Here is an 11,973-nt window from a genome sequence, read left to right on the forward strand (position 1 = left end):
ACATCTATATTTTTAAGATTGTGCAGTTTGGCACCCTTAATTATGATGTTTTCTTTCGGATTAATTTGGGATAGTGTAGGCATACGAATATCTAAGTTTACAAAGATACGCTTTGCCTTTTTTCTGAACTAAAAAATGCAGTTTATCTAAAATATAGTAAGTAATTTTCACATTTTTATAAGAGTATTTATTTTTTTATATCTTTGGAATCTCATTAAAATTCAATTAGCCTATAAAGCAACATTACTTTTTAAAGTTAGAATTTAACCACTAGACCCTTATTCATTGAATTTGGGACTACATTTTAACCCTTAAAGTAAAGCTTATGGTAGTACAAATTGAAGATTCCCAGTTAGTAAAACAATATATTCAAGGAGATGAAAGAGCGATTGAGGCACTTATCAATCGTCATAATTCTCGTCTTACCGGTTTTATTTATTCTAAAGTAGGAGACCGTGAATTAACCGAAGATATTTTTCAAGATACATTTATGAAAGTTATACGCACCTTGAAAAAAGGAGCATATAATGAAGAAGGTAAATTTTTACCTTGGGTTATGCGTATAGCCCATAACTTAGTTATTGATCATTTTAGAAAGAATAATAGAATGCCAATGTATAATAGTAAAGAAAGCTATAACATTTTTTCTCTATTAGGAGATGATAAATTAAATGCTGAAAAACAATTGATTAAAGAGCAAATAGATTCAGACTTGCTGAAGATGATCAAAGAGCTTCCAGAAGATCAGCAAGAGGTATTAGAAATGCGTATATATAAGGATATGAGTTTTAAAGAAATTTCTGATAATACAGGTGTGAGTATTAATACTGCATTAGGAAGAATGCGTTACGCCCTTATTAACCTTAGAAAGTTGGTGGAAGCAAATAGTATAGTTTTAACGAATTAATTGGTTACAGGTCGATTGGATCTACTATCTTCATTCATGTGCCGTTCTTTAGTTGAACCTAAACAACTAGTAACATGGAAAAAATTTACACAGAGGATAAAAATAAAACCTTATTAGTAAAGGCAAAACCTGAAACCATTCAGTTTTTACTATCATATTCTAAATCCTTAGAAATAACAGAAGCAAATGGTTTGCAGTTTGAAAGTAACTTAAACTAAACTTACCTTACAATTATATAAAACCCTTAGGCTATGCCTAGGGTTTTTTTGTTTAAGCCCATCATTAAAGTTAATTAGGTGTTCCGGTAACTTGGTTATAAGTAAAAACATCCACTTAAATGATATGAATTGTACATATCTATTATATGGTTACTATATGCACTATTTATTTATGTTCATAATTTCGGTCTCACAAATTTGCCCTCTGAACTTTCCAAATCTGCTTTTATTGTATCGAAATATACTTTTTCGATGTTTCACATCAAAAATGCGTGGTTTGACAACATACTTTTTTGCACAGCACCCCTTTTCTCTAGTTTTATATCAGAAATAAAAAACAAACCATTTAACTAACAAGATTTCCCCAAACTTAACCAATTAAAGAAAGTAACTCGTATGAAACTACAAATTGAAGACTCAGAATTAGTTAGGGATTACATCAGCGGTAACGAAGGTGCCTTAGAAGTATTAATCAACAGACACAATCAACGTATTACTAGTTTTATCTATTCTAAGGTTCTTGATAGGGATATCACCGAAGACATTTTTCAAGATACCTTTATTAAGGTTATTAAGACTTTGAAAAGGGGTAAGTATAGTGAGGAAGGTAAATTTTTACCTTGGGTAATGAGAATATCCCATAACCTTATTATAGATCACTTTAGAAGAAATAAGAGAATGCCGATGTTTGAAGGTAGCGATGATTTTAATATTTTTTCTGTAATAGGAGATGATAAGTTAAATGCCGAAAAGCAATTAATAAAAGATCAAATCGATACCGATTTAAGACAATTGGTTGAAGAATTACCAGATGATCAAAAAGAAGTTCTTTTAATGCGTATCTATAAAGATATGAGTTTTAAGGAAATCTCTGAAAATACCGGGGTTAGTATAAATACAGCTTTAGGAAGAATGCGTTATGCATTAATTAATCTTAGAAAAATCATTGATAAAAACAAAATTGTTCTTACTAATTAATAGAAGTATAAAATAGAATAAACAATATTTCCAAATTTGCGTCGTTATTTTATTGTAACAACATAGGAAATATGGAAAAAATTTACTCTAATTACCAAGAACAGACCGAATTTAATAAAGTATGTCCAAAAACAATTAAGTTCTTGTTGAGTTATTCACAGGCACTTTTTGAATTTGAGTACGAAGATTTAAGTTTCGAAACCTTTTTGAATTAATAAAAAGACCCGCTAAAAGCGGGTCTTTTTATTTTTATAGTATTCATTCAACACAGTTTTTCTTCCAATTGTCTTAGTAATAATATCTTTCTCCATATCCCAGCCCCTAGCAGGAGAGTATTCGCGCCCATACCATATAATTTGTAAATGAAGATCATTCCATAACTCTCTTGGAAATAATCTCTTTGCATCTTTTTCTGTCTGTACTACATTTTTACCATTGGTAAAACCCCATCTATATAGTAATCTATGAATGTGGGTGTCAACAGGAAATGCAGGAATGCCAAATGCTTGTGACACTACTACACTAGCAGTTTTATGACCAACAGCAGGTAGTTCCTCTAAATATTCAAGTTCTTGAGGTACAATACCATTATGTTTATCTATCAGAATTCTTGAAAGTCCGTGTATGCCTTTTGCTTTCATCGGTGATAATCCCACTGGTTTTATAATCTCCCTAATTTCTTCTACACTTAATTTTACCATATCATAGGGATTGTCAGCTTTTGCAAATAATAGCGGAGTAATTTTATTTACGCGGACATCGGTACTTTGGGCAGACATCAAAACAGCAATGAGTAGGGTGTAGGGATCTTTATGATCCAAGGGCACAGGTATTTCAGGATAAAGTTCTTGAAGTTTCGAAATTGTAAAAGCTATTTTTTCTGCCTTATTCATTAATTGTTTAATTTTGATTCAAAATATTTAAACACAAATTTATAAAACTTCATTTATGAATACGTTAAAAATTGGCGATAAAGTACCTTCATTTACAGCTAAAGACCAAAATGGTAATACCATTAGTTTAGATGATTATAAAGGAAAAAAATTAATTGTTTTTTTCTACCCAAAGGCAAGCACACCAGGTTGTACTGCCGAAGCCTGTAATTTAAGGGATAATTATAAGGAATTGCAAACCGAAGGTTATGAACTTTTAGGTGTAAGTGCAGATTCGGAGGCTAGACAAGCTAAATTTAAGGATAAATACAAATTTCCATTTCCATTATTGGCAGATGAAGACCATACGGTAATTAATGCTTTCGGCGTTTGGGGTCCAAAGAAATTCATGGGTAGAGAATATGATGGTATTCATAGAAAAACATTTGTAGTAGATGGCGATGCTATTGTAACTAAAGTAATTGATAAAGTGAAGACAAAAGACCACGCTGCCCAATTATTGGAATAGTTGATTAAGAACCAAATTAAAAAAAGCGACCATTAAATAAATGGTCACTTTTTTTAATTTGCTTATCTATACGAGTATGCATTGCGCTAAGATTATTCAGCTTCTATTTCATTAGTTTTTCTAACGAATAGATTTTTTTCTTTGATAATTTCAGCAATTCCTTCTGGTAACATTTGTTCCCAGCCTTCTTCATTTTTCATTAATTTCTTAAGGACATCTCTTGAGAAAATATGCATAACATCAGGTTCGTAATCTATGATATCCATAACCTTACCATTGTATTTGAAGAATTTATATAATTCTTTCATTCGTGGATGAACCTTCACATTGTTACTAGTCATTATTTGACCAGTATCAGGATTTTTCATTGGGTATAGATACACCTGTAAATCCTTAAAGAATAATTTACCGAATGCTTCAAGTATACCTCCACTTAAATGGCGATAATATTTTTCATCGAATATGTCTACCAAGTTATTGACCCCCATGGTAAGCCCAATTCTATTTTTGGTAAAGTTGTTAAAGTATTCAACGAGTTTATAATACTCTTGAAATTTAGAAATCATTACAGAATGGCCTAAAGAACATAACAGTTCGGCACGATCCATAAAATCTTGCTCATCAATTTCTCCAGATGCTTTTAAGTTAGAAAGAGTGATTTCAAAAATTACGATTGTATTATCCTGGTCAACTTGCTTGTCTCTAATGAAAATATCATATGATTTTTCAAACATATCTAGATTCACCTTAGTTACTGGTCTAAAACTACCGCGTAAAGCCAAAATATTTTTCTTGTAAAGCACTGCTGCTGGTAAAAGGTTATTACCATCTGGGCCAAACATAACGGCATCTGTCATGTCATTTTTAATAAGTTGTAAACTCATTAAACGGTTATCTACATCTTTAAAATTAGGACCAGAAAAATTAACCATGTCTATTTCCAATGTATCCTTATCTATATGATCATATAGATATTTCAACATTTTCTTAGGTTTGTCATATTTGTAAAAGGCACCATATATTAAATTAACCCCAAGAATACCAAGTGTTTCTTGCTGTAATCTTGCTTCGTTCTGCTTAAAACGAATATGGAGTATAATTTCATCAAACTCTTTTTGCTTTGGGTCTAATTGATAACGAATACCAATCCAACCATGACCTTTATATCGTTTTGAAAAATCGATTGTGGCAACCGTATTTGCATATGAAAAGAATAAACGGTCAGGGTGATTTTTACGACTTATACGTTCTTCCATCAACTGCATTTCATGAGAAAGCATAGTTTTTAAACGTGCTTGGGTCACATAACGGCCATCTGTCTCAATACCATAAATAGCATCACTGAAATCTTTGTCATATGCACTCATCGCTTTTGCGATTGTTCCTGAGGCTCCACCAGATCTAAAGAAATGTCGGGCAGTTTCTTGTCCCGCACCAATTTCTGCGAAGGTTCCGTATATATCTGGATTCAGATTTATACGTAAGGTCTTTGCTTTTATTGAGGGAATGTTTTCGAAGACACTATCTCTTTTTAGTACCGATGCCATTTTTTACCTGTTTAGCTTTTAACAAAGTTATAAAGAATGGTTGTGACAAAGGGCAATAGCCCGAAAAAAATGGTATAAGATTCAGTTATTATTTCAAATGCTATTTAATTACAGGGATCTTCTTATTTTCAAACCCTTATTTTACTAAAAAGGAATTAAATTTGTAGTACATGGCAGACGATTTACGTGTTACTTTTTTAGGAACGGGAACTTCTCAAGGTATTCCAGTCATTGGTAGTACCCATCCAGTCTGTTTAAGTGATAATCCGAAGGACAAACGTCTTAGAGTTTCTGTATTACTTTCATGGAAAGATTATAATTATGTTATAGACTGTGGTCCAGATTTTCGACAACAGATGTTACGGCACAATATGAATCACTTGAATGGTATTTTGTATACGCACGAGCATTCGGATCATACTGCTGGCCTAGATGATATTCGACCCTTTTTCTTTAAACAAGGTGATATTCCTATTTATGCGCATAAGCGTGTAGTAAAATCATTGAAAAAACGTTTTGGTTATATTTTAAATGAGAAGGATAAATACCCTGGTGCACCATCGGTTCATATTAAAAAGGTAAAAAACAATCAACCGTTTTTAATTGGGGATAAGGAGGTAACGCCTATAAATGTGCTACATAACAAGCTTCAAGTCTTTGGGTACAGGATAGGGGATTTCACCTACCTTACAGATGTAAAAACGATTAAGGAAAAGGAAATTGAAAAAATTAAAGGTTCTAAAGTAGTTGTCGTGAATGCATTGCGATTAGAACCACATTTATCTCACTTTAATTTAAAAGAAGCATTGGCTTTTATTGAAAAGGTGAAGCCCGAGAAAGCCTATTTTACACATATAAGTCACTTACTAGGTTTTCATGACGAAGTTGAAAAAAGTTTACCTAAGAATGTACATTTAGCCTACGATAATTTAACTATTACATTATAACTATGAAAAGCAAAATATTTCTATACCTGTTTCTATTTGTATCTTTAATATGCCTATATCTATTCGTAAGTAGCGGTAATATGACTGAAGCAAGTGGAAATAGAATTTCAAAATTGGAAAGTGAAATAGAATTACTAAAAGATTCTGTTCAGAAATCGAGTTTAAAGGTTTTAGATATGCAGTATTTTTCATTGGAGAACAATGATGATGCCCTTGCTTATTTTGACCATCTAAAGTTAGAGAATCCATCAGGATATATTGCTGATAAACTTTTGGAAACTAATGAGCAAAAAGGGGATAATCCTTTAGTGCCTTATGAAGGTATGCAGAACGATTTTAAGATAAATAAAATTAAGGTATTGAACCACAAATGGATTCTAACCGATTTTTCTGATGGAAAATATTGGGGCGAACTATTAATTAAATACGAGTTAAAAGATGACTTAGGGGTAGATTTCACCTTAATTGATCATTTATTATATACTCGTAGCAACTAAATTTTATCGGCAAGCCATTTTTTTAGGGAATAGAAGTTTTGAGGTGCAACACCATGTCCTGCAGGAAACTCTTCATAAACGTGTTCGATACCTAACTTTTTCAAAAAGTTAGGTGCTTTTCTTGCCCAGTCGACTGGTATAACCTGGTCCATGTCACCATGAGAACAATAGAAGTTTAGATTCTTAAAATTATTTTCTACATACGAATCTTTCAATATTTTCTCATTGATATATCCGCTTAAAGCAATAATATTTTTAATTTTTTCCGGGTACGATAGCGCTACGGCATAGCTAAGAATAGTACCTTGACTAAACCCTAATAAATTCACATTTTGGTCATCTAAACCATAGGTAGCGCAAGCCTCATCAATAAAATTTATTATTTTTTCACGAGATTCTATGGCTTGATCATCATCGCTCCATTTTCCTTTTTCGGCATCAAAATTTATGGCATACCATGCATATCCGTACGGTTGTAAAATGTAGGGTGCACGTACTGCAATAATGCATAAGTCTTCTGGTAATTCTGGAGCAAAGGAAAATAAATCTTCTTCGTTGCTGCCATACCCATGAAGCATAAAAAGCACTGGTGGTTTTTTATCGGTTAAACTAGATGGTCTAATAATATGTTCTAAAGATAGGGGAGCTGTTGTCATTTAATTATTGAATAAAAGTGAACCATTTTTGAAAGTAAGGCCCTACTATTGGTACCTCTTGTTCTTTGTCGCTTAGGGCTCCTAAAAAACCATAAACCCAAAGGACTATATAACATAAGTATAGACCGTATAGTGCATATTGGTTGAACCAGACACTTGAAAATATGGCAAAACCATGAAACATTAAATGAAGTCCGAATGCTTGGCGTGTATGAAATCTTGCAAAACTATGTTTTGGTTCCATATTCATAGACATTGCTATAATGGCGCCAATGATGGTTAAGTAAGCGATTACTGCTGTAGTTTTTCCAGGTATGTTATTCTTATTTTCCATCACTATTGATTAACTACTAATTGATTGTTTGCAATAGTGCCTATTACCTTACCTTTCATATTCTTACCTAATGCAATTGAGTTTTTACTACTGCTATAAATATGTTCCTCAGAAAATTCGTAAGCTTCATCGGGAGTAAAAAGTGTCAAATTTGCTATTTCGCCAACTTCAATTTTAGGTGTTTCCATTCCGAAAATAGACCTCCCTTTAGTTAATAAAGTAATGGTTTCTTCCATTCCTAGTAATTCATTCATCATTCCAAAAATGCTTTCTAGGCCTATAGAACCATAATCGGCATTGTCAAATTCAACATGTTTTAGTTCTATGTTTAAAGGTGTATGGTCAGATGTTACTAAATCTATGGTACCGTTTTTAACACCTTTTATCAAGGCTTTTAAATCGGATGAAGTTCTTAACGGTGGCATCACTTTAAATTCTGTATCAAAATCATAAAGCTCATCATCTGTAATTGACAAGTTATGCGCAGCAACACTGCAATAAACCTTTAAGCCTTTCTTCTTGGCTTCAGCTATTAACTTAACCGAATTTGCCGTTGATATTGTTGGGATGAATAATTTGCCCCCCGTGTATTCTAAAATAAATAAATCTCGAGCTATCTGTAATTCTTCCGCCAGTGCAGGAATGCCTTTTAAGCCTAGTTTAGTACTTGTAATACCTTCATTTACAATTCCCTTTCCTGAGATACTTTTATCCATCGGAAAAGAAAAAACTAACCCTTCAAAATTCTGGGCATATTGTAATGCAATTTTAAGAAGGTTGGCATTGATTACTGGGTGTTTGTAATCGTAAAATCCCAATGCACCTGCATTCTTCATATCAAAAAGTTCGGCTAGTGCTACGCCATCACCTTTCATGGTAAGGTTACCTAAAGGATATAAACTTGTCAATTGGTCTTTGGCTGCATTTTTAAGAAATACAATATCTGAAGACGAATCTGGTGTTGGGTAACTACAGGTATTTAAAATAACATCTGTGAAACCACTTTTAGCCGCTGTCAGCAAACCGTTTTCAATAGTTTCTTTTTCTTCATAACCCGGTTCACCAAAGCTGACACCGCTATCGAACCAACCTATAGAAACGTGTAGGTTCTTAATATCGATCACAGTTGTTTTGCCAGTAGGTGTTATAGAAGTTTCAATAGCTTCAATTATGCCGTTTTTAATAAGAATGTCTCTCTTCTTGAGATGAAGGTTCTTAGTGCTCCCATTTACTATCGTTACTGATTTTAAAAGTGTGTTCATAGGGCTACGGATGGTTCTGTTATCGCTTATTTTAAAAATCTTTGAAGTAATGTTTCTATAAGTACAAATGCTAATGCTAAAATAGCAAACCATTTCCAAAACTCATTTATGGCATTGTTCTTTTGACTTTCCATAAAGAAATCTGACAATGAGGAATTATTTTTTTCTTCGGGTATTTGAGAATAGTGCAATTCGCTTTCATTTCTATTGTCATTAAAACTTATATGTCTTATAGTACTGTCGTTGTGCATTATCCTATAAATACCTGCTTCTTTAGGGTTTTCTATAAAATTGATCTGAACTTTTTTTGGTAATACGCGTTGCTGGGGAATGAATTCATTTTTTTCTTTGGCTATTTTAATGACATCATCTTGTTGCAAAGTAATAGGTAATTCTATTTCAACCTGATTACCAAGGCTTGCGTACAAAGGAGGTAGTTTTAAACTGTTTATTCCCATATTATAGAATGTGGGAACTATTAATGGGGAATTTTTAAAGTTAGAATTATCGCTATTGATAGATGCAGCAAAGAAGTAGGCATTATTAGTACCTATTAAAAAGGGTTCTTTATTCTGAAACTCAATCGCGTTAGGTGCTTTTGAGGTTATTTTAAAAAATTCATTAACTGTTGGGTATTGAAAATCGGTCACTTTTTTATCAAATACATTGGCGAAAAGTGGGTGCTCCGTTTTAATAGTAGAAATAGCCATATCCTGTACTACGGCATTTACATATCTACTATTGTTTGTTATAGCCAATTCGTTGTATGAATTTAAATCTCCATCAACTGCGGGTATTAAAACATAGCTACCACCATTTGTGCTAAACGATTTTATTGCAGTAATAAGTGAATTAGGTATTTTAATTATTTCGTTAAAAATTATTAAATCTTGATTATCGATTGCGCTATAATTCAATTGCTCTAATGTGCTAATTGTTAAAGCGAACTCATCATTTGAATAAATTCGATTTAAAAAATCTGCAGATGTATTGCTAATAACCAAGACCTTTATCTTAGACTTTTTATCCAGATTAAAATAAAACTGATTATCATAATCTAGACCTGTATCTGTAAGCGCTACTTTTCCTAAAATAACATCATTGGCATTTACTGTAAATCGAACTTCGGCTTTTTTACTGTTATCAAATTTAGCCGCTGTTTTAGCAATAAGTACTTCTTTATTAAATAAAGAAATAGGAATAGTCTGTTCATCAGAATTGGTTGATAATTGTGCAATCAATTCTATAGTCTCATTAGTTCTATCACCAATGAAAATAGAGTCAATCGAAGTATTGATAATTTTAGTATTCGATGGTTTTATATAGGTAATATTAACATTGCTAATGCTGTCTACCTTTTGAATAGCACCCATTCGCTTTTGAAAATCTGATATTAGAACTATTTTTTTTTGAATACCAGCCTCATTAGAAAAATAGGTATTGCCTTTCAGTACAATTTCAGCTACACTAAGTTGTTCCGAGGTAGCGTTAAGGTTGAGTAAATCGTTCTGAATATCCTTTATTTCTACATCTTTAAAAACTTGATTATTCGTAAATAGCGCAAAACGCTGATTCTTTGGTATGGCTTTTATAAACTCTTGAATAGTATTTTTAAAAAGATTACCGTTTTCAACTTGACCATTCATGCTAAAAGAATCATCTAAATAGAAAACAGTTTCTTTCTCTCGTAGGGCAGATTCATTTGCGATAAAGGGTTGTGCAAAGGCAATGACAAGAGCTGCAAGCAAGCCTAAACGAGCAAGAAGTAACAACCATTTTTTTAAGGTGCTGCTTTTTCGTGATTCCGAAATCACTTGTTTTAAGAATTTTACATTGGTAAAAGGAGTTTTCTTAAAACGACGTAATTGAAAAAGATGAATTAATATAGGAATGAGAAGTAGTAAAAGACCCCAAAGAATTTCTGGATATTTAAATTGCATTCCTGTTTTTGATTAGGTCAAAGATAATTATTTTGAATTTACGAGCTTATTTGAAGGCAACTATTATTTGAACAATTCAAAACCTAAATTTTTATGACCAAATGTAACTAACAGAATAAGAAATAATCTATTGCCGATTTTTGATTTAGGTCGTAAAAAAAGGATTTTATACTCAACTGTTCTTCCTCATTTGCTACGGTAATAATACTTTGAGGGTTTTCAATGGTTAGCAATTCAGAATAATGAATCAATTTTACTCCGTAAATATCTTTTCCAATTTTCTTCGGATTATCACATACCCATATAAAATGTATGTTATTTTCTGTGAGTGATTTGGCTATTGTTTTTCCCTTCTTTCCAGCTCCCCATACCACAAGGGTTTTGTTGGTGTTGTATTCTAATTTTAGAAAGTAATGAAGCTTAATTTCTAGAAAGTAATTCTGTGCATAATGTTCGCTGGTTCGCGATGTTCGGGTATTATAATCGCGCCAATGGTGAAGGGTTTTGTTGCATGGGATACAAGTGAGACCTTTTTCATAAAATCGAAATGCAAGATCATAATCTTCTGGATATCGGTCGGGCAAAAATGCTCCACATACATCTAAATCTATTCTATGAACCATCCAACAAGGAGATGGGATAACACATTCCTTATATATCTCTTCAAAGTTTGTTCCGTCAGCAGTCAATTGGTTCAGCCATTTTGCATAGCGATCATAGCCGTCGTTTATTCCGTCTTTAGCGAAGTATTTTACTTGACCGATAGCTAACGAACCTTTTCCTATTTCTTTCAAAGATGCGAGCATTGTATTTATTCTGTCTTGACTCATATGGTCATCAGCATCCATTCGAGTTATAAATTCACCACAACTATGCTCATATGCTTTTCGAAGAGCGGTTATTATACCCGATTCATCATTCGTGAATATTTTAAATCTATTATCATTTTTTGAAAAGCGTTCGGCAATTGCTAGGCTATTATCATCAGAATGGTCATTGATAGCTATAACCTCCCAGTTTTGATAGGTTTGACTACGGATGGATTCTAAGCATTCCTCAAAATATTCTTCAACATTTTTAAAAGGAATCAATATACTTACTAATGAATTTGCCATGCTGGCAAGTTACTTAAAAACTGAATCTCAGGCTTTTCACACCAATATTTATTAAGTGATATAAATTAGGATGAAAATTAAATTAGAAAAGGCTTTATTAGATAAGAAATCATTTCTATATTTGCACCCGCATTCAGGGAATACCTGATGAGGCACTCAGGAGAAATGGCA

The 11,973-nt window shown here is 32.6% G+C and carries 14 protein-coding genes; 7 read left to right on the forward strand and 7 right to left on the reverse strand.

Going from position 1 to position 11,973, the window contains the following annotated elements; all coding sequences use genetic code 11:
- Window positions 1-325: 325 nt before the first annotated feature.
- The 4 genes from AACZ41_RS17605 (at window position 326) to AACZ41_RS17620 (ending at window position 2,318) form a co-directional block, all read left to right on the forward strand.
- Window positions 326-907, forward strand: a complete 582-nt coding sequence (locus tag AACZ41_RS17605) for a sigma-70 family RNA polymerase sigma factor (RefSeq protein ID WP_339629913.1) — start codon at window positions 326-328, stop codon at window positions 905-907.
- 74 nt (window positions 908-981) lie between these two features.
- Window positions 982-1,125 (forward strand): hypothetical protein, encoded by a 144-nt coding sequence (locus AACZ41_RS17610; RefSeq protein WP_339629914.1) that lies wholly within the window; start codon window positions 982-984, stop codon window positions 1,123-1,125.
- 396 nt (window positions 1,126-1,521) lie between these two features.
- Complete coding sequence (locus tag AACZ41_RS17615) at window positions 1,522-2,103, forward strand: sigma-70 family RNA polymerase sigma factor (protein WP_339629915.1); 582 nt, start codon at window positions 1,522-1,524, stop codon at window positions 2,101-2,103.
- Between the two features lie 71 nt (window positions 2,104-2,174).
- Window positions 2,175-2,318 (forward strand): hypothetical protein, encoded by a 144-nt coding sequence (locus AACZ41_RS17620; RefSeq protein ID WP_339629916.1) that lies wholly within the window; start codon window positions 2,175-2,177, stop codon window positions 2,316-2,318.
- 12 nt (window positions 2,319-2,330) lie between these two features.
- Here AACZ41_RS17620 and nth read toward each other — a convergent pair whose 3' ends face one another.
- Window positions 2,331-2,996 (reverse strand): endonuclease III, encoded by a 666-nt coding sequence (gene nth, locus AACZ41_RS17625; RefSeq protein ID WP_339629917.1) that lies wholly within the window; start codon window positions 2,994-2,996, stop codon window positions 2,331-2,333.
- A 55-nt stretch (window positions 2,997-3,051) separates the two neighbouring features.
- Between nth and bcp the strand changes: the two genes are divergently transcribed.
- Window positions 3,052-3,504: a thioredoxin-dependent thiol peroxidase gene (gene bcp, locus AACZ41_RS17630; protein ID WP_339629918.1), complete on the forward strand. Its 453-nt coding sequence runs from the start codon at window positions 3,052-3,054 to the stop codon at window positions 3,502-3,504.
- A gap of 92 nt (window positions 3,505-3,596) precedes the next feature.
- On the opposite strand, the gene AACZ41_RS17635 is transcribed toward bcp, so the two are convergent.
- Entirely contained in the window at window positions 3,597-5,051 is a 1,455-nt protein-coding gene (locus AACZ41_RS17635; protein ID WP_339629919.1) for a TonB-dependent receptor, read from the reverse strand.
- Window positions 5,052-5,221: 170 nt separating this feature from the next.
- Here AACZ41_RS17635 and AACZ41_RS17640 point away from each other — a divergent pair, with 170 nt between their 5' ends.
- Window positions 5,222-5,998 carry an MBL fold metallo-hydrolase gene (locus AACZ41_RS17640; RefSeq protein WP_339629920.1) on the forward strand — a complete coding sequence of 259 codons (777 nt, stop codon included), beginning with the start codon at window positions 5,222-5,224 and terminating at the stop codon, window positions 5,996-5,998.
- 2 nt (window positions 5,999-6,000) lie between these two features.
- A complete protein-coding gene (locus AACZ41_RS17645) occupies window positions 6,001-6,495 on the forward strand; it encodes a hydrolase (protein ID WP_339629921.1) in 495 nt (164 codons plus the stop codon).
- Here AACZ41_RS17645 and AACZ41_RS17650 read toward each other — a convergent pair.
- From AACZ41_RS17650 to AACZ41_RS17670, 5 genes are all read right to left on the reverse strand, one after another.
- A complete protein-coding gene (locus AACZ41_RS17650; protein ID WP_339629922.1) occupies window positions 6,492-7,151 on the reverse strand; it encodes an alpha/beta fold hydrolase in 660 nt (219 codons plus the stop codon). The two genes, AACZ41_RS17645 and AACZ41_RS17650, sit on opposite strands and share 4 nt — an antisense overlap.
- 4 nt (window positions 7,152-7,155) lie before the next feature.
- Window positions 7,156-7,485: a hypothetical protein gene (locus AACZ41_RS17655; protein WP_091624773.1), complete on the reverse strand. Its 330-nt coding sequence runs from the start codon at window positions 7,483-7,485 to the stop codon at window positions 7,156-7,158.
- A gap of 2 nt (window positions 7,486-7,487) precedes the next feature.
- Window positions 7,488-8,747 carry a dihydroorotase gene (locus AACZ41_RS17660; protein WP_339629923.1) on the reverse strand — a complete coding sequence of 420 codons (1,260 nt, stop codon included), beginning with the start codon at window positions 8,745-8,747 and terminating at the stop codon, window positions 7,488-7,490.
- 26 nt (window positions 8,748-8,773) lie between these two features.
- Window positions 8,774-10,687, reverse strand: a complete 1,914-nt coding sequence (locus AACZ41_RS17665; RefSeq protein ID WP_339629924.1) for a BatA domain-containing protein — start codon at window positions 10,685-10,687, stop codon at window positions 8,774-8,776.
- 107 nt (window positions 10,688-10,794) lie between these two features.
- Window positions 10,795-11,802: a glycosyltransferase family 2 protein gene (locus AACZ41_RS17670; RefSeq protein WP_339629925.1), complete on the reverse strand. Its 1,008-nt coding sequence runs from the start codon at window positions 11,800-11,802 to the stop codon at window positions 10,795-10,797.
- Window positions 11,803-11,973: the final 171 nt, after the last annotated feature.

Source organism: uncultured Maribacter sp., assembly GCF_963974015.1.
In the GTDB taxonomy this organism is placed as follows: domain Bacteria; phylum Bacteroidota; class Bacteroidia; order Flavobacteriales; family Flavobacteriaceae; genus Maribacter.

What these genes read in the sequence shown, in the direction of transcription:
- AACZ41_RS17605 (WP_339629913.1), top strand. Translation starts at nt 326, where the DNA reads ATGGTAGTACAAATTGAAGATTCCCAGTTAGTAAAACAATATATTCAA.
- AACZ41_RS17610 (WP_339629914.1), top strand. Translation starts at nt 982, where the DNA reads ATGGAAAAAATTTACACAGAGGATAAAAATAAAACCTTATTAGTAAAG.
- AACZ41_RS17615 (WP_339629915.1), top strand. Translation starts at nt 1,522, where the DNA reads ATGAAACTACAAATTGAAGACTCAGAATTAGTTAGGGATTACATCAGC.
- AACZ41_RS17620 (WP_339629916.1), top strand. Translation starts at nt 2,175, where the DNA reads ATGGAAAAAATTTACTCTAATTACCAAGAACAGACCGAATTTAATAAA.
- nth (WP_339629917.1), bottom strand. Translation starts at nt 2,996, where the DNA reads ATGAATAAGGCAGAAAAAATAGCTTTTACAATTTCGAAACTTCAAGAA.
- bcp (WP_339629918.1), top strand. Translation starts at nt 3,052, where the DNA reads ATGAATACGTTAAAAATTGGCGATAAAGTACCTTCATTTACAGCTAAA.
- AACZ41_RS17635 (WP_339629919.1), bottom strand. Translation starts at nt 5,051, where the DNA reads ATGGCATCGGTACTAAAAAGAGATAGTGTCTTCGAAAACATTCCCTCA.
- AACZ41_RS17640 (WP_339629920.1), top strand. Translation starts at nt 5,222, where the DNA reads ATGGCAGACGATTTACGTGTTACTTTTTTAGGAACGGGAACTTCTCAA.
- AACZ41_RS17645 (WP_339629921.1), top strand. Translation starts at nt 6,001, where the DNA reads ATGAAAAGCAAAATATTTCTATACCTGTTTCTATTTGTATCTTTAATA.
- AACZ41_RS17650 (WP_339629922.1), bottom strand. Translation starts at nt 7,151, where the DNA reads ATGACAACAGCTCCCCTATCTTTAGAACATATTATTAGACCATCTAGT.
- AACZ41_RS17655 (WP_091624773.1), bottom strand. Translation starts at nt 7,485, where the DNA reads ATGGAAAATAAGAATAACATACCTGGAAAAACTACAGCAGTAATCGCT.
- AACZ41_RS17660 (WP_339629923.1), bottom strand. Translation starts at nt 8,747, where the DNA reads ATGAACACACTTTTAAAATCAGTAACGATAGTAAATGGGAGCACTAAG.
- AACZ41_RS17665 (WP_339629924.1), bottom strand. Translation starts at nt 10,687, where the DNA reads ATGCAATTTAAATATCCAGAAATTCTTTGGGGTCTTTTACTACTTCTC.
- AACZ41_RS17670 (WP_339629925.1), bottom strand. Translation starts at nt 11,802, where the DNA reads ATGGCAAATTCATTAGTAAGTATATTGATTCCTTTTAAAAATGTTGAA.